This window comes from Streptantibioticus rubrisoli (assembly GCF_024436055.1).
GTDB classification, from domain to species: Bacteria; Actinomycetota; Actinomycetes; order Streptomycetales; family Streptomycetaceae; genus Streptantibioticus_A; species Streptantibioticus_A rubrisoli.
The window spans coordinates 213,600-238,735 of record NZ_JANFNH010000005.1; the positions used below are offsets into that span (position 1 = coordinate 213,600).

24 protein-coding genes, 1 tRNA gene and 1 pseudogene are annotated in these 25,136 nt (G+C 70.3%); 14 read left to right on the top strand and 12 right to left on the bottom strand.

All coding sequences use genetic code 11. The features are described 5' to 3' along the window. Positions 1-279: 279 nt before the first annotated feature. Entirely contained in the window at positions 280-810 is a 531-nt protein-coding gene (locus NON19_RS33355) for a DUF1360 domain-containing protein (RefSeq protein WP_255926157.1), read from the top strand. Positions 811-895: 85 nt separating this feature from the next. Here the strand turns inward: NON19_RS33355 and NON19_RS09025 are convergent, their stop codons facing one another. After that, positions 896-1,411, bottom strand: a complete 516-nt coding sequence (locus tag NON19_RS09025) for a hypothetical protein (protein WP_255926158.1) — start codon at positions 1,409-1,411, stop codon at positions 896-898. A 275-nt stretch (positions 1,412-1,686) separates the two neighbouring features. Here NON19_RS09025 and NON19_RS09030 point away from each other — a divergent pair. Beyond that, positions 1,687-1,889: pseudogene (locus tag NON19_RS09030) on the top strand (hypothetical protein); the annotation flags it as partial. Between the two features lie 347 nt (positions 1,890-2,236). Beyond that, positions 2,237-5,413 carry an AfsR/SARP family transcriptional regulator gene (locus NON19_RS09035; RefSeq protein WP_255926159.1) on the top strand — a complete coding sequence of 1,059 codons (3,177 nt, stop codon included), beginning with the start codon at positions 2,237-2,239 and terminating at the stop codon, positions 5,411-5,413. Positions 5,414-5,595: 182 nt separating this feature from the next. On the opposite strand, the gene NON19_RS09040 is transcribed toward NON19_RS09035, so the two are convergent. Further along, positions 5,596-6,324: a DUF5324 family protein gene (locus NON19_RS09040; RefSeq protein ID WP_255926160.1), complete on the bottom strand. Its 729-nt coding sequence runs from the start codon at positions 6,322-6,324 to the stop codon at positions 5,596-5,598. A gap of 194 nt (positions 6,325-6,518) precedes the next feature. Here NON19_RS09040 and NON19_RS09045 point away from each other — a divergent pair, with 194 nt between their 5' ends. Further along, positions 6,519-7,052: a peptidylprolyl isomerase gene (locus NON19_RS09045; protein WP_255926161.1), complete on the top strand. Its 534-nt coding sequence runs from the start codon at positions 6,519-6,521 to the stop codon at positions 7,050-7,052. Positions 7,053-7,217: 165 nt separating this feature from the next. Further along, a complete protein-coding gene (locus NON19_RS09050) occupies positions 7,218-8,063 on the top strand; it encodes a rhomboid family intramembrane serine protease (RefSeq protein WP_255926224.1) in 846 nt (281 codons plus the stop codon). A 317-nt stretch (positions 8,064-8,380) separates the two neighbouring features. Here NON19_RS09050 and crgA read toward each other — a convergent pair whose 3' ends face one another. Next, complete coding sequence (gene crgA / locus NON19_RS09055; protein ID WP_255926162.1) at positions 8,381-8,638, bottom strand: cell division protein CrgA; 258 nt, start codon at positions 8,636-8,638, stop codon at positions 8,381-8,383. A 137-nt stretch (positions 8,639-8,775) separates the two neighbouring features. Here crgA and NON19_RS09060 point away from each other — a divergent pair, with 137 nt between their 5' ends. From NON19_RS09060 to NON19_RS09085, 6 genes are all read left to right on the top strand, one after another. Continuing rightward, positions 8,776-9,540 (top strand): DUF881 domain-containing protein, encoded by a 765-nt coding sequence (locus tag NON19_RS09060; protein ID WP_255926163.1) that lies wholly within the window; start codon positions 8,776-8,778, stop codon positions 9,538-9,540. Positions 9,541-9,577: 37 nt separating this feature from the next. Continuing rightward, positions 9,578-10,315 (top strand): class E sortase, encoded by a 738-nt coding sequence (locus NON19_RS09065; RefSeq protein WP_255926225.1) that lies wholly within the window; start codon positions 9,578-9,580, stop codon positions 10,313-10,315. Between the two features lie 64 nt (positions 10,316-10,379). Continuing rightward, the gene (locus NON19_RS09070) at positions 10,380-10,553 is read left to right on the top strand and encodes a hypothetical protein (protein WP_255926164.1); all 174 of its coding nucleotides are present in this window, start codon (positions 10,380-10,382) and stop codon (positions 10,551-10,553) included. After that, positions 10,553-11,191, top strand: coding sequence for an aminodeoxychorismate/anthranilate synthase component II (locus tag NON19_RS09075; RefSeq protein ID WP_255926165.1), 639 nt, complete (start codon positions 10,553-10,555; stop codon positions 11,189-11,191). The genes NON19_RS09070 and NON19_RS09075 overlap by 1 nt, the downstream gene beginning before the upstream one ends. Continuing rightward, complete coding sequence (locus NON19_RS09080; protein WP_255926166.1) at positions 11,188-12,444, top strand: class E sortase; 1,257 nt, start codon at positions 11,188-11,190, stop codon at positions 12,442-12,444. Before NON19_RS09075 ends, NON19_RS09080 begins: the two co-directional genes overlap by 4 nt. Before the next feature lie 38 nt (positions 12,445-12,482). Beyond that, entirely contained in the window at positions 12,483-13,232 is a 750-nt protein-coding gene (locus NON19_RS09085; protein ID WP_255926167.1) for a class E sortase, read from the top strand. Positions 13,233-13,322: 90 nt separating this feature from the next. Here NON19_RS09085 and pknB read toward each other — a convergent pair whose 3' ends face one another. The 6 genes from pknB to NON19_RS09115 all read right to left on the bottom strand — a co-directional run bounded on the left by pknB (position 13,323) and on the right by NON19_RS09115 (position 21,375). Beyond that, positions 13,323-15,317, bottom strand: a complete 1,995-nt coding sequence (gene pknB / locus NON19_RS09090) for a Stk1 family PASTA domain-containing Ser/Thr kinase (protein ID WP_255926168.1) — start codon at positions 15,315-15,317, stop codon at positions 13,323-13,325. Between the two features lie 153 nt (positions 15,318-15,470). After that, positions 15,471-16,928, bottom strand: a complete 1,458-nt coding sequence (locus NON19_RS09095; RefSeq protein WP_255926169.1) for a peptidoglycan D,D-transpeptidase FtsI family protein — start codon at positions 16,926-16,928, stop codon at positions 15,471-15,473. Continuing rightward, the gene (locus NON19_RS09100; protein ID WP_255926170.1) at positions 16,925-18,325 is read right to left on the bottom strand and encodes an FtsW/RodA/SpoVE family cell cycle protein; all 1,401 of its coding nucleotides are present in this window, start codon (positions 18,323-18,325) and stop codon (positions 16,925-16,927) included. Before NON19_RS09100 ends, NON19_RS09095 begins: the two co-directional genes overlap by 4 nt. A gap of 19 nt (positions 18,326-18,344) precedes the next feature. Then, the gene (locus NON19_RS09105) at positions 18,345-19,919 is read right to left on the bottom strand and encodes a PP2C family protein-serine/threonine phosphatase (protein ID WP_303653482.1); all 1,575 of its coding nucleotides are present in this window, start codon (positions 19,917-19,919) and stop codon (positions 18,345-18,347) included. A gap of 72 nt (positions 19,920-19,991) precedes the next feature. Beyond that, on the bottom strand, positions 19,992-20,504 hold the full coding sequence (locus NON19_RS09110; protein WP_255926171.1) for an FHA domain-containing protein FhaB/FipA: 513 nt from the start codon (positions 20,502-20,504) through the stop codon (positions 19,992-19,994). A 10-nt stretch (positions 20,505-20,514) separates the two neighbouring features. Then, positions 20,515-21,375: an FHA domain-containing protein gene (locus NON19_RS09115; RefSeq protein ID WP_255926172.1), complete on the bottom strand. Its 861-nt coding sequence runs from the start codon at positions 21,373-21,375 to the stop codon at positions 20,515-20,517. 426 nt (positions 21,376-21,801) lie between these two features. Between NON19_RS09115 and NON19_RS09120 the strand changes: the two genes are divergently transcribed. Continuing rightward, a tRNA-Leu gene (locus tag NON19_RS09120) sits at positions 21,802-21,885 on the top strand. Positions 21,886-22,016: 131 nt separating this feature from the next. Here NON19_RS09120 and NON19_RS09125 read toward each other — a convergent pair. Continuing rightward, entirely contained in the window at positions 22,017-22,520 is a 504-nt protein-coding gene (locus tag NON19_RS09125; protein ID WP_255926173.1) for a hypothetical protein, read from the bottom strand. Positions 22,521-22,783: 263 nt separating this feature from the next. Here NON19_RS09125 and NON19_RS09130 point away from each other — a divergent pair, with 263 nt between their 5' ends. After that, positions 22,784-23,359: a TerD family protein gene (locus NON19_RS09130; RefSeq protein ID WP_255926174.1), complete on the top strand. Its 576-nt coding sequence runs from the start codon at positions 22,784-22,786 to the stop codon at positions 23,357-23,359. Between the two features lie 72 nt (positions 23,360-23,431). Here NON19_RS09130 and NON19_RS09135 read toward each other — a convergent pair whose 3' ends face one another. Continuing rightward, the gene (locus NON19_RS09135) at positions 23,432-24,079 is read right to left on the bottom strand and encodes an FMN-dependent NADH-azoreductase (RefSeq protein ID WP_255926175.1); all 648 of its coding nucleotides are present in this window, start codon (positions 24,077-24,079) and stop codon (positions 23,432-23,434) included. A gap of 104 nt (positions 24,080-24,183) precedes the next feature. Here NON19_RS09135 and NON19_RS09140 point away from each other — a divergent pair, with 104 nt between their 5' ends. Next, positions 24,184-24,543: a winged helix-turn-helix transcriptional regulator gene (locus tag NON19_RS09140; protein ID WP_255926176.1), complete on the top strand. Its 360-nt coding sequence runs from the start codon at positions 24,184-24,186 to the stop codon at positions 24,541-24,543. Positions 24,544-24,682: 139 nt separating this feature from the next. Here NON19_RS09140 and NON19_RS09145 read toward each other — a convergent pair whose 3' ends face one another. After that, positions 24,683-25,123: a MarR family winged helix-turn-helix transcriptional regulator gene (locus NON19_RS09145; protein WP_255926177.1), complete on the bottom strand. Its 441-nt coding sequence runs from the start codon at positions 25,121-25,123 to the stop codon at positions 24,683-24,685. Positions 25,124-25,136: the final 13 nt, after the last annotated feature.

The window sequence follows — 25,136 nt, forward strand, 5'->3', positions numbered from 1 at the left end:
TAACGTGCGTGCTATCCCACCGCGACCGCGGTGCCGACGATGAGCGCGACCCCCACGCCTTGCCCTGACTGCCCTGGAGCTGTGTCAGGAAGCTGTTGATCAGCTGGCGGGACGGCTCCGGGCACCAGCGTTCCGATCTCTCCGATCTCTCCGATCTTCGTCGAGCCTCGTGACTCATCGGGTCACTCGTTGGGCGTACAGGCGATCGCGGCCCACACCGTGGCGGCATAACGTCGAAGGCCCCCGGTACCCGCCGGGCTCGTGCGATCGGGAGGGTGTGTGGGACAGCGACGGCAGCAGCGCGGCTGGTGGGCGCGGCTCCACAGCAGCTATGAGCAGGGCACAGACGAAGCCGGGGAGGGGCGCCCGCTGGCCGGTTACAGCGTGCTTCTCGGGGGCTACGCACTCCTGGCGGCTTGCGCTGCCGCCGCAGCGGTGAGACGTGGGCCACTCCCATACCGGCCCGCCGCGAGCGATCTGGCGCTGCTGGGTGTGGCGACGTTCCGGGCCAGCCGGATACTGGCCAAGGACGCTGTGATGTCGCCGCTGAGGGCGCCCTTCACCATGTACCAGGGCACCAGCGGTCCGGGTGAGGTCGTGGAGACCCCCCGTACCGGTCCGGTACGGCACGCGGTGGGTGAGCTGCTGACCTGGCCGTTCTGCCTGACCCAGTGGCTGGCCACCATCGGTCTCGCCGGACTCGCGGCGGCTCCGCGGACAACTCGCTGGATCGCGGGCGGAATGACCGCTGTGGCCGTAGCCGACACGCTGCAACTGGGGTACGCCAGATTGCAGGAGAGCGCGGGCTGACCACGGCACCTGGCGGGCGGCAGGCCCTGCCGGTGTGTGGACGGGATGGCCGCCTCCAAAGCGTCCAAAGGTGCAGCGACCGCGGTCAGGAAGCCGGGAGGGCGTGCGCTACCCGCTGGAGATGCAGGCGTTCGAGAGTGGCGCCCTGGTCGCGTGCGCGGTCGAGCAGGCCGTCGAGCCGACGCTTGTCGAGACGCTCGTGGCCGTCCGCCACTTCGCGCAGCGCACGCCACCCCAATGCCTTGCCCTCGACCCCGATCCGGAGCATCTCCAGCTCCAGCAGGGAGCTGAGCGGCGAGCGACGCACCAACTGGCGGTTCCCCTTAAGACGCCCGGCCTTCTCGGCGAGCCAACCGGCGCCCGCCTTGTAGCGGCGGGGCCGCACACCGAGCGCCCTCATGATGTCCAGAAGCGATGCCCGATCCTCCGCGATCTCGGCCGCCAGCCGCCGCAGCTCCTGAGCGGTTGCCGCGTGGCGTTCTGCCTTGGCCATCCGGCGGGCCAGTTCCGTGCCGAGCGTGGCGCCGGCCAAGTGATCGTTGAGGTAGACCCCAAGCAAACTCAACCGGTCGCTTCTCGGGTCCCGCAGACAGGCGGTCATCAACTGCCCTCCTCTCTCGGGCCGTCAGCGCACCGTGGGCAGATGCTGGTTCGATTACGGCGGCAGGGCTGACCTGCAACCTCAACCCACCGAGTAGCCCCTGCCTGCGGCACTAAACACGGAACCGAACCGTGAGGACACGGCACAAACGGCTGGGTCTCCGCAAGGGGCGCTGTCCGCCTAGCCTTCGGGTACCTCTGGGGCGGTGCGCAGTGCGGCCGGACGGGGAATCGCGAACCGAACGTCTTTGACTCCGGGTGAGTAGTGGACGACCGGGGCAGGCCAACCACTCCCGCGACCTCCCGACCAGGCCGCTGGTATGCGATGGCGATCGGCTGGTGGAGAGCGACTGGGACACCGCGATGGGCCGGATCGTCGCCCGCAGTACTGCACCCTCGCCGTGATCGCCCGAGCGGGGGTCGGCACCAACCATCTGGACGGCAACACCCGCCTGCGTACGGTCACCGCTGACGAGGCGCACCGAGCACCCCGCCGTCCACCTGGCGCCGCGTCCGGGCACCAATCTGGCACCTTCCGGCATGCCTCCTGACGGGCGCACACGCCCGTGGTCGGAGGGGTGCGTCGTGAGTGGTACGGCGTGCAAGACCTGCGGCGGATCACCACGGCTGATGTCGTCTTCGAGGCGAACGACTTGGGTCGGCTGATGCCTGTCCAACCGCCGGTGCATTTCGGGTTCGCTTCCGTCTCCCGCAAGCCCGTCGTCGTACAGCTCACCACGGACACCATGACGGTGTCTGGGGGCCACAGGCCCTCCGGCGTACCGCTCGATGAGTCTGAACTCCGTCCCAAGGGACAATCACCCCCGTGCGATTCGGGATTCTGGGGGAGACGCGGGCGCTGCGCAGGGATGGTGCGGTGGTCGCGCTGGGTGGGGCGGTGCGGCGGGCGGTGTTCGCGTTGCTGCTGCTGGACGCGGGGCGGGCCGTGCCGGTGGAGCGGCTGGTGGACGGGGTGTACGGGACGGAGCCACCGGCGGGGGCCGTCAACGCCGTGCAGGCACAGGTGTCGCGGTTGCGTGCCGTGCTGGACGAGCCCATCGAACGCCATCCCGGCGGCTACCGGTTCGCCGTCGACCCGGACGAGGTGGATGTGCACCGCTTCGAGCGGCTGGCCGGGCTCGGGCGCGCCGCCCTCGGCGCGGGTGACCCGGTACGGGCGGCCGGGCTGCTGCGGGAGGCGCTGGCGGTGTGGCGGGGGCCCGCACTGGCCGATGTGGGTGCGGCGCCGTTCGCCGCGGGGCAGGTCGCCAGGATCGAGGAGTCGCGGCTGGCGGCCCTGGAGGACCGCGTCGCCGCCGACCTGGCGCTCGGCGCGCACCGCGAACTCGTCCCGGAACTGCGCGACTTGGTCGCCGCCAACCCGCTGCGGGAGCGGCTGCGCGCCCAGCTGATGCACGCGCTGCACGGCGCCGGGCAGGGCGCCGAGGCGCTGGCGGTGTACGAGGAGGCGCGCCGGACCCTGGCCGAGGACCTCGGCGCCGACCCCGGGCCCGAGCTGAACCGGGCACACCTCGCGGTACTGCGCGCGGACCCGGTGCCCGACAAACCCGCACGCCATGGCCTCCCGGCCCAACTGGGCGGATTCGTGGGACGGGCCGACGAACTGGCCGCCATCGAGCGGTGGTTGGCCACCGAGCGGCTGGTCACGCTGATCGGTCCCGGAGGCGCGGGCAAGACCCGGCTGTCGGTCGAGGCGGCCGGACGGCACCCGGGCGAGGTGTGCTTCGTCGGCCTGTCCGGGGCCAGCGACGGCGCCGAAGTGCCGCAGACGCTGCTGGGCGCACTCGGCGTGCGCGACGCGAGCCGGATGACCGGATCCCGCGACACGCGCGATCCGGTGGCGCGGCTGACGGCGGTGCTCGCCGACCGTCCCACCCTGCTGGTGCTCGACAACTGCGAGCACCTCGTCGAGGACGTCGCCTCGCTCGTCGCCCGGCTGCTCGCCGACTGCCCGGGGCTGCGGGTGCTCGCCACCAGCCGCGAGGCGCTCGGCATCACCGGCGAAGTCCTGTGCGCCGTCACGCCGTTGCCGCTGCCGCCGCCGGGGACCGACGCCCAGGTGGCGCGGGACTTCCCCGCGGTGCGGCTGTTTCTGCAACGTGCCGCCGCCGTCCGCCCGGACGCCGTGCGGGATGGCGATCTGGCGGCGGTGCTGCGGGTCTGCGAGGCGCTCGACGGGCTGCCGCTCGCCATCGAGTTGGCCGCGGCCCGGTTGCGCTCGCTCTCCGCGGCCGACATCGCGGCCCGGCTCAGCGCACTGCCGTCCGCTCGTGACCAGCGGTTCCAACTGCTGTCCCGGGGCAGTCGTACCGCCCAGCCACGGCAGCGGACGCTGCGCGCGGTCGTCGACTGGAGCTGGCAACTGCTCACCGAACCGGAGCGCGCCGTACTGCGCCGGGCTGCCGTCTTTGCCGGGGGCTGGACGCTGGCCGCCGCCGAGGCGGTCTGCGCGGACCCGACGGCGGGCGCCGAGGCGGGCATCGAGGCGGCCGACGTGCTCGACCTGACCGAGTCGCTGGTCGACAAGTCGCTGGTGGTGGCCGACCGGTCCGACGGCTCGGACAGCGTGCGCTACCGCATGCTGGAGACGATCCGCGCCTACTGCGCGGAACGGCTAGAAGCCGCCGGTGAGGCCGGTGCCGTACGCCGCGCGCACAGCGGGTACTTCGGCGAACTGGCCACCGCCGCCGAACCGCACCTGCGTGGTGCGCGGCAACTCCACTGGCTGGCACGGATCCGCGCCGAGCACGACAACCTGCACACCGCGCTGCGCCGCGCCGTCGCGGACGGCGACACCACCACCGCGCTGCGGTTCTTCGGCGGACTGTCCACCTACTGGGCACTGCGCGGGATGCGGTACGAGGGCGCCGCCCCGGCCCGGCAGGTGCTGGCCGCGCTCAGCCCGAACCCGCCCGCCGGGCTGGCGGAGGAGTACGCGCTGTGCGTGCTGGCGGCGGCGTCCGACGGGTCCGACGCCGAGGGCCTGGCACCGCACCTGGCCGCGGCCCGGAAGGTCGCCGGGCGCGGGGGACCGCTGCCACGGCGGTACCCCGTGCTGATGCTGCTGTGGGGGACGTACGAGGGGGTGCCGACGGGGTCGGTGCCGCTGGAGCCCGCGGAGCCGTCGGATGTGTGGTCCGGTGCGCTGATGCGGCTGGGCGCCGGTGTCCAACTGTGGCTCACGCAGGCCGAACTGGTCGGCGGCGCCGCTGAGATGGACCGCGCGCTCACTGACTTCCGTACGCTAGGCGATCGTTGGGGCATGGCGATGGCCCTGTCGTGGCGCGCCTTTCTCGCCGCGTTCCAGGACGAACCCAGGCGTGCCATCGAGCTGTTCGACCAGGCGCTGGCGCTCAGTGCGGAGTTGGACGCCGATCAGGAGATGGTGGAGGAGCTGGCGCTGCGTTCCGAGAGCCTGGCGCGGGTCGGCGAGTTCGAGGCGGCGGACGCCGGGTTCCGGCGGGCGGCCGAACTCGCGCGCTCCATGGGCGCGTTGGAGGCGCTCGCCGCGGCGCACCGTGGGCTGGGCGAGAGCGCATGGCTGCGGGGGGAGTACGGGGAGGCCCGCAGGCTGTGTGAACTGGCGCTGCGCGAGTGCCCGGCCGGAGGGTTCGCCGGTGAGCTGGCCCGGGCGGACACCCTCGTCGTACTGGCCAGGACGGCGGTGGCGGAGGGCGACGCGGAGACGGCGCGGGGGCACCTCGCGGAGGTGAGCGGTTCCGCGCTACGCGTACTGCCGGTGGCGGTACGGGTCGCTCAGGCGCGGGCGGCACTCGCGCTGCTGGACGGTGCGGCGGAGCACGCGGCGCGACTGCTGGGTGTGGTCGACGGGATGTGCGGGAGCGCCCACGAGCCCCAGCTCGCGGACGCGGCCCGCGCGTCCCTGGGCGCCCCCGCCTACGCGGCGGCCTACGCCACGGGCGCGTCCCTGGACCGCACGACGGCACTGGCGGTGCTGACGGGGGCGTCCTGGCCGCCGTAGCGGGGTGCGGTGGGTTCGCTGTCGCGGGGGGGTGCGGTGGGTTGGGCGGCGCCGCCCCACCGCCTCAGCCCGGGGGCTTGGGGCTCGCCTCCGAGAGCTCCGCCGCAGCGGCGAGCGCCCCCGCGGCGTGGCTCGGCGGTGCCGAGCCAACCGCAACCCGTCCGGGCCTCAGCCCTGAGCCCTCAGCCCGCGCCCTTGTCCTTGCTGCGCTTTTCCTCCCCCGCGGCGTCAGCCGCGTCCGTGTCCACCGCGTGCAGGGGCGCGCGGCCGGTGTCCGGGACCTCGGTGGGAGACGGCGGCTCCACCAGCCACTCAGGACTGGTCTGCCGCTTCCACCACCGCACCGCCGCGAACGTACCGCCGCCCAGCACACCGAGTGCCGCCAGCAGTTTGGCGATCCGGCCCACCCGGCACCGGCGGCTGCGCCGTCTGGCCAGCTTCTCGATGTCGGCGGCCGACACCCCGCCGCGCAGCGCGGCCAGCGCCGCGGCGCTTCGGGCGGTTGCCTCCTGTCGCACCGGCTCGGCCGCCGCGCGGGCCGCCTGGGCGGCCTGGCCGACCCGGGGCGCCGCGTAGCCCGCGGCCTTGCGGGCGGCCTTGCGCGTCTTACGGGCCGCCTTGCGCGTCTTACGGGAAGCCTTGGTGGCCGTGGCGCTCACCCCCGGCGGTACCGCCTCGATCGCCTGGGCGATACGGGGCTGGAGATGGGCGTCGTACTGGGTGCGCGCCTGCAGCGCGGCGTAGTTCGCGGCGGACGACACCTTGGGCGCCAGCCTCCGGCGCGCCTCGTCCGCGTACTGCACGGCGGTGTCCCGCGCCGTACCCGCGTACGGTGCCACCACCTCCGCCGCGTGCTGCACGCTCTCCTTGGTCGCCACGGCCGCGTTGCGCACGCTGTTCTTGCGGGTCACGAGAACCTCCTTCTCGGTGGCGTCCGGCTTATCGCCTTTCCACCCGAATAGAGATCATGCCCGCTCGCGCGCCGTACGGCATGTACGTTCAGGCATCCGGGGCACAAGCGGCCCGTCGGGCGGTCGGGCTACTCCTTGGAAGTCCGCCCGTGCGAGGATTCGTGGTTGTCAGTGAAGTCGATGGAAGGTACGTCGTGGCCGAGCAGCTCTACGCCACCCTCAAGACCAATCAGGGCGACATCGCCGTCCGGCTCCTGCCGGACCACGCTCCCAAGACCGTGAAGAACTTCGTGGAGCTCGCCGAGGGCCAGCGCGAGTGGACGCACCCGCAGACCGGCAAGAAGAGCACGGACCGCCTTTACGACGGCACGGTCTTCCACCGGGTCATCTCCGGCTTCATGATCCAGGGCGGTGACCCGCTGGGCAACGGCACCGGCGGCCCGGGGTACACCTTCGCCGACGAGTTCCACCCCGACCTGTCCTTCAACAAGCCGTACCTGCTGGCCATGGCCAACGCCGGTCCGGGCACCAACGGCTCGCAGTTCTTCATCACCGTGGCCCCGACCGCGTGGCTGACCGGCAAGCACACCATCTTCGGCGAGGTCGCCGACGAGGCGAGCAAGAAGGTCGTGGACGCCATCGCCACCACGCAGACCAACCCGCGCACCGACCGCCCGCTCAACGACGTGGTCATCGAGCGTGTCGTGGTGGAGAAGCGCGAGGGCTGAACCAGCCACCCGGCCCGCCGGGAACCCAGACGCCCCGCCCGTCCGTATTCCTCGTGATTCCTCGTAATTCACTCGTACGGACGGGCGGGGCGCCGGGTTGGGCGGCCTGACGCGCGGCCGTGCGGAACCCCCGTCGGTAGAGTCGGTAGAGGGAAGAAGATGACCATGGACCAGGCGGTCTGCTGCTACCGGCATCCGGACCGCGAGACGGGCGTGCGCTGCGCCCGCTGCAACCGTCCGATCTGCCCGGAGTGCATGGTCAGCGCTTCGGTCGGGTTCCAGTGCCCGGAGTGCATAAGCGCTGGCCACCAGTCGGCAGCGCGGCCGCGCACCGTCGCGGGCGGCACGGTCGTCGCCAACCCGCGGCTGGTCACCATGATCCTGATCGGGATCAACCTCGCGGTGTTCCTCGCCGTACAGGCGAACAAGACGCTGGTCGAGGACCTGGCGCTGGTCGGTGCCTGGCCACCGCCGCCGTTCCACGCCACGATCGGCGTCGCCGACGGCCAGTACTACCGGTTGCTGACCGCGGTCTTCCTGCACCAGCAGCTCATCCACATCGGCTTCAACATGCTGTCGCTGTGGTGGATCGGCCCCGGGCTGGAGGTCGCCCTCGGCCGGGCGCGCTATCTGACGCTGTACCTGCTGTCCGGGCTGGGCGGCAGCGCTTTGTCGTTCCTGGTCGCCGGGGCGGGGTCGACCTCGCTGGGCGCTTCCGGGGCGATCTTCGGGCTGCTCGGCGCGACGTTCGTGCTGATGCGGCGGCTCAACTACGATCTGCGGCCGATCGTCGCGATCATCGTGCTGAACCTGCTGTTCACCTTCGCCCAGTCGCAGACCATCGACTGGCGCGCGCACGTCGGCGGCCTGGTGACGGGCACGGTGATCGCCTACGGGATGGTGCACGCCCCGCGCCAGCGGCGAGCCCTGGTGCAGTGGGGGACGTGTGCCGCGATGGGCCTGGTGATCGTGGCCGTGGTGGCCGCCGGAGTGATCCGGATCAACGGCTGATCAACCGCTAATCAACCGCTGATCAACAGTTGAGGACGACGTTCATCGCACTTATCCACAGAGCGTGCGAGCGCCTGTGCATCGCGTGTGCGACGCCCACGTGGCCTGGCCGCATATACGTTTCACCAGCAAGATCGCGACAGGCTGGGCACTGCTTGGGCGGTGGTTCGCCGGTCACACCGGTGTCAACGGGCGAGAGGTTATCCACAGATCTTCCGACCTTTTCCCCACTGTGGATTCCCCTGTGGATAACTCTGTGGACAGTCAGGGCGAGAGGTTGACATGGAGGCCCCGCAGGAGGGCCTCCCGCGGGACCGTTACTTCCACTGCGTCGAGACGACGAACCCCGCCGCGATGAAGCCGAAGCCGACCACGATGTTCCAGTTGCCCCACGCCTCGATCGGCAGGTTCCCCGTGGTCACGTAGAAGACGACGATCCACGCCAGACCGATCAGGAACAGCGCCAGCATCAGCGGGGCGACCCAGCGTCGGCCCGTGTTCAGCTTGAACGTGGCGGTGGTCTTCTCCGGCGGCGGCGTGAAGTCGGCCTTCTTGCGGATCCGTGACTTCGGCACGAGGGGCTCTCCTGTCGATGCGCTGCGGGACACGCAGGGCGGATGCGGTGTGTTTCGCCAGGCGGGGAGCGTGGTGTGCCGCCCCCGGGCGTCCGTTAGCGTAGTGCTTCCGCGGGTGCGAAGGAGATAAGGGTCCCATGAGCGATTCCGCCGGCGCTCCGGTGCGCCCCGGCCGACGCCCCGCACTGCCGAAGGTACTCTCCGCGGCGGTCTTCGCGCTCGCCGGTGTGCTGTTCTGGACCAGCTACGACACCGCGCACGGCAGCAACATCCGCAGCGACGACTCGCTGCTGCGCACCTCCGACCTGATCCGCGCCAAGAGCCACCAGAACGCCGACCTGGAACAGCAACTCGGCGCGCTGCGCGGCGACGTCGATGCCCTCGCCCACCGCGAGGGCATCCAGAGCCCCGCCGACCAGCGCAGGACCGACGCCCTGGAGCGCGCCGCCGGAACCAAGCCGCTGACCGGCGACGCCATCAGCGTCACCCTCAACGACGCGCCGCCCAACGCCACCGCCCGCATCCCCGGCGTCCCCGAGCCGCAGCCCAACGACCTGGTCATCCACCAACAGGACCTGCAGGCTGTGGTCAACGCCCTGTGGCGGGGCGGCGCCCAGGGCATCCAGGTGATGGACCAGCGGCTGATCTCCACCAGCGCGGTGCGCTGCGTGGGCAACACCCTGCTGCTCCAGGGCCGCGTCTACTCACCGCCGTACACGATCACCGCCGTGGGCGACCAGAACGCGCTGCGCACCGCGCTCGACCAGGACCCGGCGATCACCAACTACCGCCAATACGTGACCGCGTACGGCCTCGGCTGGAAAGTCGAGGCGCACAACCAGGTGACTCTTCCGGGGTACTCGGGCACAGTGGACCTCCACTACGCACAGCCCATGGGATAGCCCCGGCACCGCCCGCCTGGAGGGGATCCGCGTGACGCTGACAGTACGCGGGACCGTGCGCGCCCTGAGCGAACTGTGCGTCACCGTAGGGGTGTTGATCCTGCTGCTGGTGGTCTACCTCCTCTACTGGACCGGGGTGCGCGCCAACCACGCCATGGACCGTGAGGTCAGCGCGCTCCAGGACCGCTGGGCCAGGACCCCGGTCAGCTCCGCCCGCCCGTCGCCCGCCACCACCCTCAACGGAAGGCCCGCGGCGCACGGCACCGGTTCCCCGGCGTCCGCCGCGTATCGCGAGGGGCAGCCGTTCGCGATCATGTACATCCCCCGGTTCGGCGCCGACTGGCACAAGCCGGTGCTCCAGGGCACCGGCACCGACGACCTCCAGCACGGCCTCGGCCACTACGCGGGCACCGCCCGGCTCGGTGGGCAGGGCAACTTCGCGGTGGCCGGACACCGCCGTACCTACGGCGATCCGTTCGAGGACTTCCCCGAACTGCGTCCGGGCGACAAGGTCGTCCTCACCGACGGCGTCACCTGGTACACCTACCTGATCGACAAGCCGCCGTACCTCACGCTGCCGGACGACACCGGCGTCATCGACCCGCTGCCCGCCCCGCTGGACCGCTCCGCCACGCCGTACCCCGCACCCGGCCGCTATCTGACCCTCACCACCTGCGACCCGCCGTGGGGGCACAGCCACCGGCTGATCGCCTGGGGCCATCTGGACGCCACCCAGCCCGTTGCACAAGGGATGCCGAGAGCTTTGCTCAGCTGACCCGCAACACTCAGCCTCGCCCCTTACTCTGGTGCGGAAGTGGCCTAGAAACGGAAGGCACCGAATGTACGGCTGGATCTGGCGGCATCTGCCGGGCAACGCATGGGTGAAAGCGGTCATCTCGCTCGTGCTCGTCCTGGCGATCGTCTTCGTCCTGTTCCAGTGGGTGTTCCCCTGGGCGGAGCCGCTGCTGCCGTTCAACGACGTGACAGTGAACGGTGGAGGCAGCGCGGGCTGATGAGCGCACGGATTCTCGTCGTCGACAACTACGACAGCTTCGTCTTCAACCTCGTCCAGTACCTGTACCAACTCGGCGCCGAGTGCGAGGTGGTCCGCAACGACGAGGTGACCACGGGACACGCCCAGGACGGGTTCCACGGGGTGCTGCTCTCGCCGGGACCCGGGACGCCGGAGGAGGCCGGGATCTGCGTCGAGATGGTGCGGCACTGCGCGGCCACCGGCGTACCGCTGTTCGGTGTCTGCCTCGGCCTGCAGTCCATCGCGGTGGCCTACGGGGGCGTGGTGGACCGCGCGCCGGAGCTGCTGCACGGCAAGACCTCGCTGGTGACGCACGAGGGCCGGGGCGTCTTCACCGGCCTGCCGTCGCCGTACACCGCGACCCGCTACCACTCGCTGGCGGTGGAACGGGACACCGTGCCGCAGGAGTTGGAGATCACCGCTTGGACCGGCACCGGAGTCATCATGGGGCTGCGCCACCGTGAACTGCCGGTCGAGGGCGTGCAGTTCCACCCCGAGTCGGTGCTCACCGAGTGGGGCCACCGCATGCTCGCCAACTGGCTCGACGTCTGCGGCGACAAGGGCGCCGTCGCGCGGTCGGCGGGGCTCGCGCCGGTGGTCGGCAAGGGCGGGGCGTGACGACCCTACGACCGGAGAACACGCCTGGCCTGCCTGACGGCTTCGAGGACACCGCCGAGTTCGAGGCGGCCGTCGACCAGCTCGCGGATCCGCTCACCGACCCGCTGCCGATAGCGGGCAGCGCCCCCGCCAGGTGGCCCCGCCCCTCGTCGGCCACCCCCGGCGCGATGCCGTACCCGACGGTCGCCCCGCAGCCGCAGCCGCAACCCGCGCCGCAGGTCACCGCCCAACTCCCGCTGGTCGAGCCGCCCGGCGCCCCCCGCCGCGCCGAGCGGCCCACCCCCCGCCGCGCCGAGACGACCGCGCCGCTGCCCGTCGTACCGCCCGCGGAAGCGGACCCGGTACCCGGCGGCCGGGCCGCGCGCCGCCGTGCCGCACGCTCCGGGCACGCCGCCCAACCGCCGAGCGGCGAACCGGAGTTGCCCCCCGCGCCGGGCGGCCGGGCCGCGCGCCGCAAGGCGGCCAAGCACGGTGGCCGCGCTCCCGCGGCGGCCCCCACTCCGGCGTCCGCGCCACGGCAGCCCACCTCCCGGCTGGAGGCCAGACGCGCGGCCCGGGCCGCCAAGGACAGCCCCGGTGTGATCGCCTGCCGCGTACTGGGCGAGGTCTTCATCACCATCGGCGCGCTGATGCTGCTGTTCGTGGCGTACCAGTTGTGGTGGACCAACGTCCTGGCGCACGAGGCGTCCAACAGCGCCGCCAACAGCCTCCAGCACCAGTGGAACAGCAAGCACAGTTCCAACGACGACCGCAACCCCGGTGCCTTCTCGCCCGGTCAGGGCTTCGCGATCATCTACATCCCGAAGCTCGACGTGGAGGCCCCGATCGCCGAGGGCACCGACAAGACCAAGATCCTCGACAAGGGCATGGTCGGCCACTACTCCGGCGCCCAGGCGACCGCGATGCCCTGGGCCAAGACCGGCAACTTCGCGCTCGCCGGGCACCGCAACACCCATGGCGAGCCGTTCCGTTACATCAACAAGCTGGTACCCGGCGACAAGGTCGTGGTGGAGACGGCGAGCACGTACTACACGTACGAGGTCACCAGCATGCTGCCGCAGACCTCGCCCGCCAACGTCGGGGTGATCCAGCCGATCCCGGTCGGCTCCGGCTTCACCCAGCCCGGCCGTTACATCACGCTCACCACCTGCACTCCCGAGTTCACCAGCAAGTACCGCTTGATCGTGTGGGGCAAGATGGTCGACGTCCGGCCACGCAGCGAAGGCAAACCGGACGCACTGCTCGGCGGATGAGCGCGTACCAGCAACTCGTACAAAGAACGGGGTGACCGGTGGCTACCACCGAGCACGAGAACGACACCCAGGTCGCGCCCGCGACCCACCGGCGCCGACGCGGTCGCGGCCGGATCGCCGCCACCATCAGCGTCATCGGTGAACTGCTCATCACCGGCGGGCTGGTGCTCGGGCTGTTCGTCGTCTACTCGCTGTGGTGGACGAACGTCATAGCCGACCGCCAGGCGCAGCGGGAAGGCGACCGGGTCCGCCAGCACTGGGCGCAGCAGCAGGCGGGCGGCGGCCCGCCCGGACCGCTGGACACCGCGGACGGCATCGGCTTCCTGCACGTCCCGGCGATGGGCAGGAACTTCGAGGTGCTGGTGAAGAAGGGCACCTCGGTCGACGTGCTGAACGAGGGCGTCGCCGGGTACTACACGGACCCGGTGAAGTCCGCGATGCCGTGGGACAGGACCGGCAACGTCACCCTCGCCGCCCACCGGGACGGCCACGGCGCCAAGTTCCACAACATCGACAAGATCAAGGACGGCGACGCGATCGTCTTCGAGACCAGGGACACCTGGTACGTCTACAAGGTCTACGACATCCTCAGCCAGACCTCGAAGTACGACGTGCACGTCATCGACCAGATCCCCAAGGAGTCCGGCAAGACCAAGCCGGGCCGCTACATCACCCTGACGACCTGCACCCCGGTCTTCACCTCCGAGTACCGCTACATCGTCTGGGGCGAACTGGTCCGCACCCAGAAGGCAGACGCCAAGCGCACGCCTCCGGCGGAGCTGGGCTGAGCGACGGCATACGGCGACGCATACGGCGACGCATACGCAGGGGCCGCGGACGATCACCGTCCGCGGCCCCTGCCGTATCGCTGCGCGGCGCTAGCCGAACGCTCCGCCGAAGAGGCCGCCGCCGTTGCCGCCGTTTCCGTTGCCGCCCGGGGCCTCCATGGTCTGGAGCTGGACGGCCTGGCCCTGGGTGACCTGGCTGCCCGGCTGCGGGTTGCTGCCCACCACGACGGCCTTGTCGTCACTGGGACCGGCGACCGACAGGTTCAGGTTCAGCCCGGACAGCTCCGACTGCACGTCCTTCAGCTTCTTGCCCACGATGTCCGCGGGCAGCGTCTGCGGGGTGGGCGCCTGGGCGATGGTCAAGGTGACCGTCGAGCCGATCGGAGCCTGGTTGTCAGGGCCGGGGCTCTGGCTGATGACCGTGTTCGGCGGCTGGGTCGACTGCTGGTCCTGGACCTGGACCTTGAAGCCGATACTCTGCAACTGCGCCTGCGCGTCGGCCAGTTGCTTGTTGGTGACGTTGGGCACGGTCCTCGTCGTCGGCGCCTTGGCGACCGTCAGCGTGATCGTGGCGTTCTTGTCCGCCTTGGACCCGGCCGACGGGTTCTGGTCCAGGACCGTGCCCGGGTCCTTGCCGGAGTTGCCGTCGTCCTGCTTCTCCTGGATGTTGGTGAAGCCCTTGGACTGCAGGTCCTGCTGGGCGTCATTGAAGGACTTACCGGTCTCGTCGGGCACGTCGATCGGCTGGGCGCCCTTGGACAGCACGACGGTGATCGTCTGGTTCCTGGTGACCGATGCGCCCGCCGCCGGATTCTGGGTGCACACCTGCCCCTTGTCGTACTTGGGGCAGTACTCCTCGCCGCCCCTGACCACCTTCAGCCCGACGTTGCTGGCGGAGGTCTGGGCGTCCTGCAGGGACTGGCCGCGCAGGTCGGGCGCGGAGAGGCTGCCTGTGTTGCCGCTGCTCGAGAACAGCGACTTGCCGATGAAGATCGCGCCGATCAGCACCAGGATGCCCGCGAAGACCAGCAGCACCGTGGAGGTGCGGGACTTCTTCTGGCGGCGCCGTCCGGGCCGGTCGTCGTAACCGCCGCCGTAGCCGTCGTCGTCGCTCAGCGGCGGCATCATCGACGTCTTGGGGCCACCGTCCTGCGGCGGCAGCGCGGTGGTCGGCGCGCCGTCGCTGTACGAGCCGCCGCCGTAGCCGTAACCGGCCGCGCCCATCGCGGCGGTGGCGGCGACCGGCTGGCCGTCGAGGTACGCCTCGATATCGGCCCGCATCTCGTCGGCGCTCTGGTAGCGGTAGTCGGGGTCCTTGGTCAGCGCCTTGAGGACGATGGCGTCCATCTCCGGCGTGACCTCGGGGTCGAACGCGCTCGGCGGCTGCGGGTCCTCCCGCACGTGCTGGTAGGCGACGGCCACCGGGGAGTCGCCGACGAACGGCGGCCGCACGGTGAGCAGCTCGTAGAGCAGACAGCCGGTGGAGTACAGGTCGGAGCGCGCGTCCACGGTCTCGCCCTTGGCCTGCTCGGGCGAGAGGTACTGCGCGGTGCCGATGACCGCCGCGGTCTGCGTCATGGTCATGCCGGAGTCGCCCATGGCCCGGGCGATGCCGAAGTCCATCACCTTGACCTGGCCGGTGCGGGTGAGCATCACGTTCGCGGGCTTGATGTCCCGGTGCACGATGCCGTTGCGGTGCGAGTACTCCAGCGCCTGGAGGATCCCGACCGTCATCTCCAGCGAGCGCTCCGGCAGCAGCTTGCGCCCGCTGTGCAGCAGCTCACGGAGCGTCGAGCCGTCCACGTACTCCATGACGATGTACGGGATCGAGACACCGTCGACGTAGTCCTCGCCGGTGTCGTAGACCGCGACGATCGCCGGATGGTTGAGCGAGGCGGCCGACTGGGCCTCCCGGCGGAACCGGGCCTGGAACGACGGATCACGGGCGAGGTCCGCCCGCAGCGTCTTCACAGCCACCGTGCGGCCAAGGCGGGAGTCATGGGCGAGGTAGACCTCGGCCATGCCACCACGGCCGAGCACCGAGCCCAGCTCGTACCGGCCGCCGAGGCGACGCGGCTCATCCATAGTCTTCCAGCCTCTCCCTTATCGGCTGCGTGCTGCTCGGGCTTACGGTACCGGCCATGCCGAGGCGATCCTGGCCCTCACCGCAACCTGATACACGACTGGTACCGCGACGTGCGGAAACACAGCTAGCCCGGTAGCTGGACGTGACCGGAGTCACTTGTTCAGGACGGCCTCCATCACGCTCTTGGCGATCGGCGCGGCCAGACCGCCACCGGAGATGTCGTCCCGGTTGGCGTTGCCGTCCTCGACCACCACGGCGACCGCGATCGGGGAGCCCTGCGCCGTCTTGGCGTAGGAGATGAACCAGGCGTACGGCAGCCCGCTGTTGTTGATGCCGTGCTGCGCGGTACCGGTCTTACCGCCGACGGTCACGCCGTCGATCTTGGCCATGGTGCCGGTGCCGTCCTGGACCACGGTCTCCATCATCTGCTGGAGCTTCTGCGCGGTCGCCGGCGACATCGCCTGGCTGAACACCTTCGGCTGGGTCTGCTCGATCACGTTCAGGTTCGGCGCGCGCAGCTGGTCGACCATGTACGGCTGCATCAGCTTGCCGTCGTTGGCCACCGCGGCGGCGACCATCGCCATCTGCAGCGGGGTGGCGGCGGTGTCGAACTGGCCGATGGACGACAGCGCGGTCTGCGGCTTGTCCATCGAGGTCGGGAAGTTGCTGGCCACGGCACGCACCGGGGTGTCGATGGTCTGGTCGAAGCCGAACTTCTTCGCCTGCGCCAGCATCTTGTCCTTGCCCAGGTCCGCGCCGATCTTGCCGAAGACCGTGTTGCACGAGTACTGCAGCGCCACCCGCAGCGTGGCGTTCTGGCAGGGGATGTTCCCCTCGTTCTTCAGCTGGGTGGTGGTGTTCGGCAGCGTGTACGGCAGCGGCGAGCTCGTCGGCTGGTCGATGCTGGAGTACAGGCCGTTCTCCATCGCCGCGGCCGCGGTCACCACCTTGAAGGTGGAGCCCGGCGGGTAGGTCTGCCGCAGCGCCTTGTCGATCATGACGCTGTCGGGGTCGTTGGGCTTGAGGTTCGTCCAGTTCTGCTTGTCCTGGTTGGACATCCCGGCGATGCTGCCCGGGTCGTAGGACGGGGTGCTGACCAGCGCCAGGATCTTGCCGGTCTGCGGGTCGATGGCGGCGACCGCGCCCTTCTTGTCGCCGAGCCCCTTGTACGCGGCGGCCTGCGCCTTGGCGTTGAGCGTGGTGACCACGTCGCCGCCCTGCTGCTTCTTGCCGGTGAGCATGTCGACCGTGCGGTTGAAGAACAGCCGGTCGTCCTGGCCGGTGAGGATCTTGTCCTCGATGCTCTCCAGCGCGTTCGAGCCGAACGCCTGCGAGGCGAAGCCGGTCACCGGCGCCCACATCGGGCCGTCGGTGTAGGTGCGCTTGTACTTGAAGTCACTGCCGCTGACCGTGGTGGAACCGGTTATCGGCTTGCCGTCCACGATGATGTCGCCGCGCGGCTGCGCGTACTCCTGCATCATCACGCGGCGGTTGTACTTGTTGTTCTTGAGCGAGTCGGCCTGCACGAACTGCACCCAGTTGTCCCGGAGCAGCAGCGCGAAGACCAGCAGGCCGCAGAAGATCGCGACCCTGCGCAGGGGCTTGTTCACAGTCGGACCACCTGGGTCGGCTCGGCGTCGGGGGACGGGGCGGGCGCGGGCGCTGGGCGGCGCGCGGTGTGGCTGATCCGCAGCAGGATCGCGACCAGCGCCCAGTTGGCGACCACGGAGGAACCGCCCTGGGCCAGGAACGGCATGGTCATACCGGTCAGCGGGATGAGGCCGGTGACCCCGCCCGCGACCACGAACACCTGGAGCGCCATGGCACTGGCCAGCCCGATCGCCAGCAGCTTGCCGAACGGATCACGGGCGGCCAGCGCGGTGCGCGCTCCGCGCTCGATGAGCAGACCGTACAGCAGGAGCACCGCCATCAGCCCGGACAGCCCCAGTTCCTCGCCGACGGTGGCCAGGATGTAGTCGCTCTTCACGCCGATGCCGCCGATCAGCCGGGAGAACCCCTGGCCGAGCCCGGACCCCAGCACTCCGCCGGAGCCGAAGGACCACAGCACCTGCGCGGCCTCGGAGGCACCGTGCTGGGCGATGCCCGCGAACGGGTCGAGCCAGTTGTGGATGCGGACCTTGACGTGCCCCGAGGTCATGCCGACCACGGCGGCGCCGCCGGACGCCAGCAGCAACCCGAAGATCACCCAGCTGGTCCGCTCGGTGGCGACGTACAGCATCACCACGAACAGCCCGAAGTACAGCAGCGTGGAGCCCAGGTCGTCCTCGAGGACAAGGATCATCATGCTCAGCGCCCAGATGGCCAGGATCGGGCCGAGGTCCCGGCCGCGCGGCCAGTACAGGCCCATGAACCGGCGGCTGGCCAGGGCGAGCGCGTCCCGCTTGACCATGAGGTAGCCCGCGAAGAACACCGCCAGGATGATCTTCGCGAACTCCCCGGGCTGGATCGATCCCACGCCGGGGACAACGATCCACAGCTTGGAGCCGTTCACCGCCGGGAAGAACACCGGGGCGACCAGCAGCACCAGTGCCACCGCGCCCGAGATGTAGGTGTAGCGCTGCAGGATGCGGTGGTCCTTCAGCAGCACCAGGATGCCGATGAAGACCGCCACCGCCAGCGCCGACCACATCAGCTGGCCCGGCGCCTTGGGACCGCCCAGCGCCTTGGTGGTGACCGCGGGCTCCAGGTCCAGCCGGTAGATGAAGACCAGACCGAGCCCGTTGAGCAAGGTGGCGATCGGCAGCATCAACGGGTCCGCGTACGGCGCGAACCTGCGCACCATCAGGTGCGCCACCGCGGCCAGCAGTCCGAGCCCGAGCCCATAGCCGAGTATTCCGCCGGGAACCGAACCGTCCTTGGCCAGGCCGACGTTGGCGTACGCCAGCACTGGGATCGCCACGGCGAACAGCAGCAGCACCAGTTCGGTGTTGCGACGGTTCGGCGCCCCGACCGAGGAGATCGTGGTGGTGTTGGTGACAGTGCTCACGGCAGGCCGGCCCCTCCTGCTACTGCGTCCCGTTGTCGCACTGCTTGGCCAGGTTCTGGTCTTCCACCGAGAGCGTTGGGCCGGGCGACGGAGCGGACTGGGTGGTCTGCGACGTCTTTGTCGTGGTGTTGGTCGTGTTGTGCGGCAGATCCGGGGAGTGGCTGGGGCTGGCGCTGGGCGCGCCGCCGGGCTTGCCCTCCGGGTTGCCGGAGGCGCCGCTGGCGGGCTTGGACTTGGCGTCGGCCACCGCCTTGCAGATCGTCGCCTGCTTCTGCAGGTCGTCCGCCTTCTGCGTGGCCTGTGCCAGATTGTCGGTGGCGATCGTGCTCTGCACCTGGGTGCGCTGGTAGCTCGGCAGGTACTTGAGTTCGATCTGCGGGTAGTCCTGGTGGACCTTGGACAGGTTCATCCCCAGCAGGTTCTGGCTGATGCCCTGGTAAACGGCCACGTGGTCGCCGTTGGCGCCCACGTAGTACTGGCTCTGGGTCCACTGGTAGCCGCCGTAGACACCACCGCCGATCAGCGCGAGCACCACCACGGTGATGGCCGAGCGCTTGAGCCACTTGCGCTTGCGCTTCGGCTTGGCGTGCCCCTCGGCGGCCGTCTCGTCGTACGGCCCGAAGCTGCCCATCGGCGGCGCGGCCAGCGGCTCACCGCTGTCCGGCGGGCCGAACGCGCCTTCGGGAGCCGGGGACTGCTGCGGTACGGAACGGCCGAGCTCGGCGGCTCGGCCGGCCGGGGTCTGCAGATGACTGGGGTCGTGCAGCGCGTGCTGGTTCTCCGCGACCGCGCCGACCACCACCGGGCTCTCGTTGAACTGCCCGCCGAGGCTGTCGCCGTCCTCCACGTCCAGGACGTCCGCCACGATGCAGGTGATGTTGTCCGGGCCGCCGCCGCGCAGCGCGAGCTGGATCAGCTCCTGCACGGTCTCGTACGGACCCTGGTAGCTGGCGAGCGTCTCCTCCAGCGTCTGGTGGCTGACCACCCCGGACAGACCGTCGGAGCAGATGAGATACCGGTCACCCGCGCGCACCTCGCGGATCGACAGGTCGGGCTCGACCTGGCCGCGCCCGTCCAGCGCGCGCATCAGCAGCGAACGCTGCGGGTGCGTACCGGCCTCCTCCTCGGTGATCCGGCCCTCGTCGACCAGCCGCTGCACCCAGGTGTGGTCCTGGGTGATCTGGGTGAGCACACCGTCCCGCAGCAGATAGCCGCGCGAGTCGCCGACGTGCACCAGACCGAGCCGCTGGCCGGTCCACAGCATCGCGGTCAGCGTGCAGCCCATGCCCTCCAGCTGCGGGTCCTCCTCGACCATCACCCGCAGCTGGTCGTTGGCGCGCTGCACGGCGGAGCCGAGCGAGGTGAGGATGTCCGAGCCGGGGATGTCGTCGTCGAGCGAGACGAGGGTGGAGATCACCTCGGAGCTGGCGACCTCACCGGCCGCCTGGCCACCCATGCCGTCGGCGATGGCGAGCAGCCGCGGACCGGCGTAGCCGGAGTCCTCGTTGCCCTCCCGGATCATGCCCTTGTGGGATCCGGCGGCGAAGCGCAGGGACAGGCTCATGCGCACCTCGCCGGTCGGCTCGGGGTACATCCGCAACGTCCCCACCCTCCGTTGATGAGCCTGCCGAGGCCACCCTGCCTCATTCGCTCGCCCATTGCGCGACTACTTCCGCAGCTCGATGACGGTCTTGCCGATGCGGATCGGGGCACCGAGCGGGACCGGCGTCGGTGTGGTGAGCCGCGTGCGGTCCAGATAGGTGCCGTTGGTGGATCCGAGGTCCTCGACGATCCACTGACCATCGCGGTCCGGGTAGATCCTGGCATGCCGGGAGGACGCGTAGTCGTCGTCGAGCACGATCGTCGAGTCATGCGCCCGACCGAGGGTGATCGTCTGACCCTGCAGTGCGACCGTCGTACCCGTAAGCGACCCTTCCGAGACCACCAGTTTGGTGGGCGCGCCGCGCCGCTGGCGGTTGCCCCGGCCCTGCTGGGCCTGCGGCTGCTGCTGGCGCTGCTGCGGCGGCCGCTGCTCCGCGCCCGCGGTACGGCGGGTGCCGCGCTGGGTGACCTTGGTGCCGAACAGATCACTACGGATGACCTGTACGGCCACGATGACGAACAGCCACAGCACGGCGAGGAAACCCAACCGCATGACCGTCAGGGTCAGCTCTGACATTCTCCCCGCTTCACCCTTCGGCTTGCCGGTACACGATGGTGGTGCTGCCCACGACGATGCGTGAGCCGTCGCGGAGCGTAGCGCGTTGGGTGTGCTGCCCGTCCACCACGATTCCGTTGGTCGACCCCAGGTCCTGGATCACGGACGGCGTGCCGACCCGGATCTCACAGTGCCTGCGGGACACTCCAGGATCGTCGATCCGCACGTCCGCCTCCGTGCTGCGGCCGAGCACCATGGTCGGCCGGGAGATCTGGTGGCGGTTGCCGTTGATCTCGATCCAGCGCCGGGTGCTCGCGGAGGGGTCGCCGGTGCCGGGCAGCCTGGTGACCGGGGCCACACCGGGGCGTCCGGCGCCGGGCGGGCTGGACGGCATCGGCGGCGCACCGGCGGGCGGCGCCGGAGGGAAGCCGTAACCGCCCGGACGCTGCGGGGGCTGGCCCGCCTGCGTCGGTCCGCCGAACTGCCCTCGGGGCTCGGCGCCGTGCGGCTGGGACTCGCTGGAGGCGAGGGTGCGGCTGCGCACCCGGTACAGGCCGGTGTCGAGGTCGTCGGCCTTCTCCAAGTGGACCTTGATCGGTCCCATGAAGGTGTAGCGCTGCTGCTTGGCGTAGTCCCGGACCATGCCGGAGAGCTCCTCGCCGAGCTGCGTCGCGTACGGGCTGAGCCGCTCGTAGTCCGGGGTGCTCAGCTCCACGATGAAGTCGTTGGGGACGACCGTGCGCTCGCGGTTCCAGATGGTCGCGTTGTTGTCGCACTCCCGCTGGAGCGCGCCCGCGATCTCGACGGGCTGGACCTCGGACTTGAACACCTTGGCGAAGGTGCCGTTGACGAGGCCTTCGAGACGCTGCTCAAAGCGCTTCAGTACTCCCACGGGGCACCTCCCTCCTCGACGTTCTCATGCGTTGACGTGTCTGCGTTGTCGTACTGCTTACTGATCGTATCCACGCGGCTGGGAAACGGGTGGTTCCCCTCGGCTACCGACTACAACAGTGTCGACCCTCACAGAGTTCCCCGACCCCTGGTGGGGCCGCCTTCGGGTGCGCTCCGCCCGGTCCGCCGCACCGCACGCCGGTGGCTTCACGGGGATGCTTCACAGGGATGGTAGATGCGCCCCGGGCCAGTGTCCCGCAAGTACCGAGGGTTCCCCTCTCCCGGGGCCGGGGAACGGATGTGAACGCACCCTCCGGCACGTGCTAGTGTTCTGCATGTCGGAAGGCGCTCCACACGGCCCCGGAAGACCGGTCCAGCGGACCGGACACCCCGGAGAGTGTGGCAGAATCAACTGACAACACCCAATGCGCGGGTGGCGGAATAGGCAGACGCGCTGGATTCAGGTTCCAGTGCCCGCAAGGGCGTGGGGGTTCAACTCCCCCCTCGCGCACAGATCAGAACCCCTGGTTCGGAGAGATCCGGACCAGGGGTTCTTCGTTGTGCGGGGGGTGGACGCGGCGATGGGCCTGCGGTGCGCTCCGCGGAACGCGCCCGCCGGACACCTTTGCGGTCCCCTCGCGCTCAGTGGTCCTTCTGCTTGTGGTGGTGATGGGCCGGGGACGGCGGGTGTTCGTGGCTGGCCTTGTGGGCGGCGACCCAGGAGGCGTTGTCCTGCCAGGCGTAGAGCTCCTTGCCCTTCAGGACGGCGTTGTACGTGCCGCCGCAGGTGGCCTGGGACTGGTGGTCGGTGCCCTTGGGGAACCAGGACGCCTTCAGGTGGGCGCGGACGTGGGTGCCGCCCGGCTTGCAGCCGTGGGGGAGCTTGGGCTCGGGGAGGGTGGCCTTCAGTAGCCGGTCGCCGCCGGTCGTGGACATCCGGTAGTGGACGGAGGTCGCGGTGTCCGGCAGCCAGCGCGGCATCGAGGCGCGGTCCGACTTGGCCGCCCGGCCACTGTCGTACGAGGCCTGCTGCACATGCCGTCCCCTGAACCAGTCGACGGCGCCGGGGCCGCCGACGACCGCCAGGCTGCCGAGGCCGACGGCACCGATGGTGACGGCCGTTACAAGGCTCGCCTTGGGAGGCATGCGGGGTCCTTTCGCGGTCCACGGAAGCGTCTTGGTCACCTCCAGCCTTCCCGCTTCCTGACCGGAATGCGTCCACCTGTGGTGCAAACGGGGTGTACGCCTTCTGGTTGACCGCGGGCCCGGCGTACCGCCGCAGGTCTGAGGAGATCACCTCCCGAAGGAGGGGTGGTGGCCGGGAACGCCTTGCCGGGCGCGCCCGTTGAGGCTACAGGGCAAAGCAGTCGTCAAGTGGCGTGGCCCGCGCCGGAATGCGCAGGAGATCCATGGGCGTCAGCCTCAGCAAGGGCGGCAACATCTCGCTGACCAAGGAGGCCCCGGGCCTGGGCGCGGTCACCGTCGGACTGGGTTGGGACGTACGCACCACCACGGGCAGCGACTTCGACCTCGATGCCAGCGCGCTGCTGCTGGACGCCACCGGGAAGGTGCCGTCCAACGGGCACTTCGTGTTCTTCAACAATCTCAAGAGCGTGGACGGTTCGGTCGAGCACGCCGGTGACAACCTCACCGGTGAGGGCGAGGGCGACGACGAGTCGGTCAGGGTGAACCTGTCGGCCGTCTCCCCCGAGATCGAGCGGATCGTCTTCCCGGTCTCGATCTACGACGGCGAGGCGCGCGCCCAGAACTTCGGCCAGGTCCGCAACGCGTTCATCCGGGTGGTCAACCAGGCCGACGGCAGGGAGCTGGCCCGTTTCGACCTGACCGAGGACGCCTCGACCGAAACCGCCATGGTCTTCGGCGAGTTGTACCGGGTCGGCGCCGACTGGAAGTTCCGCGCCATCGGCCAGGGCTACGCCTCCGGGCTCGCCGGAATAGCCAGCGACTACGGCGTCCAGCTGTAACCCGCGGAAAAACGTGAACGGGGTCGGCCGCCCCGCGACGGGAACGGCCGACCCGCGTTGTGTCCCGGCGGCTCAGGCGGCCAGGCGGCTGGCCAGCGCCTTGGCCTTGGTGGCCGCGTCCTCGTGCGCCTTGGCCTTGGACGCGTCGGCCAGCTCGATCAGGTCGGCCATCGCCGGGTTGGTACGGGCGAGCGTCAGCTCCGGCACGATGAACTCGACGTCGAGGCCGAGCCCGCCGCCCAGCACCTTCTCCAGGTAGGTCTGGACGAACTCGAAGCCCTCCCGCGGCGTGCCGGGCGCGTAGGAGCCGCCGCGGCTGGCCACCACGACCACCGGGGTTCCGGCGGCGGACGGCTTCTCGCCCGCGGTGCGGCCCATGATGATCACCTGGTCCAGCCAGGCCTTCAGGGTCGACGGAATCGTGAAGTTGTACATCGGCGCGCCGATGAGGATGGCGTCGGCCTCCTCCAGCTCGGCGGCGAGCTGGTCGCGCAGCACGAAGGCGGCGGACTGCTCGGCGGTGCGCTGGTCGGGCGCGGTGAAACCGGCGAGAGCGGCGTCCAGTTCCAGGTGCGGCAGCGGCTCGGCCGCCAGGTCGCGGTAGATGACCTTGCCGTCCGGGTGCTGGGCCTCCCACTCCTTGCGGAAAGTGGCGGTGACGTCGCGGGATGCCGAGCCCTGCGGGTACAGGGACGAGTCAAGGTGCAGCAGGGTGGCCATGGGAGTGCCTCCAACAAGGATGTTGAAATCCGTACGTCCACTATAGATAGCACACCTACTTACTAAATTGCAGCCCCTAAGCTGGCGGGGGGTACGATGAGGCCATGGCGGTCTCCCGGGAATGCAGTGCGATCGACCAGGGCATCACGCGGGTGTTCACGCTGCTCGGCAAGCGGTGGACCGGCCTGATCATCGCCGTGCTGATGAGCAACGGCCGTTCGTACTTCGCTGAGCTGCGCCGGGCCATCCCCGGGATCAGCGAGCGGATGCTCTCGGACCGGCTGACCGAACTCGCCGGTGCCGGACTGCTGGTGCGCGAGGTGGACGAGGGCCCGCCGCTGCGGGTGAGCTACCAACTCACGCCCGCGGGCGACGCGTTGGCCCCCGCGATGAACGAACTCGCCGACTGGGCCGCCAAGCACATGCCGGAAGCCCCGCCCTGCCCCCGCGGCCCCGCCGCCTAACGGCTCTGGGGCCGCCCCGGGATGTCGCCCTGAAGGAGCGCGGGGCTGTGTTCATGTGCGGCTCCGCCGCGTGGGCGCGACCAGCCACGACGATGCCGCAGCCGACCGACGGCAGATCGCCGCACTCCCAGCGGAGCGCCTAGCTTCGAGGGCGCGTCGAGGCGCGCCCGTAGCGGACCAGGTACTCCGCGAACCGCGCCAGATCCTGCTCTGACCAGTCGGCGAGGCGTTCCTGGAACGCCGCACGCCGACTGGCCGCCACCGAGGCGAGCGTCTCGTACCCCAGCGGTGTGGGATGCAGCACCTGGACCCGCTGGTCGTCCGGGTCGGGGCGGCGTTCCACGAAGCCCAGCTTCTCCAGCGCCGCCACCTGCCTGCTGACCGTGGACTTGTCCAGCATGTAGTGCGCCGCCAGATCGGTCGCCCGGCATCCCCGCTGGTCAGCGAGGTGTGCCAGCAGGGTGAAGGAGACCAGCGAGAGCTGGGGGTGCGTGCGCGCGGCCGTCGCCCGGGCGCGCCGCGCGAAGGCGGTCAGTTCGCGTTGGATCGTCTCGACGGATTGGTCCCGGCTGGACGGCATGGTGGTTCTCCTC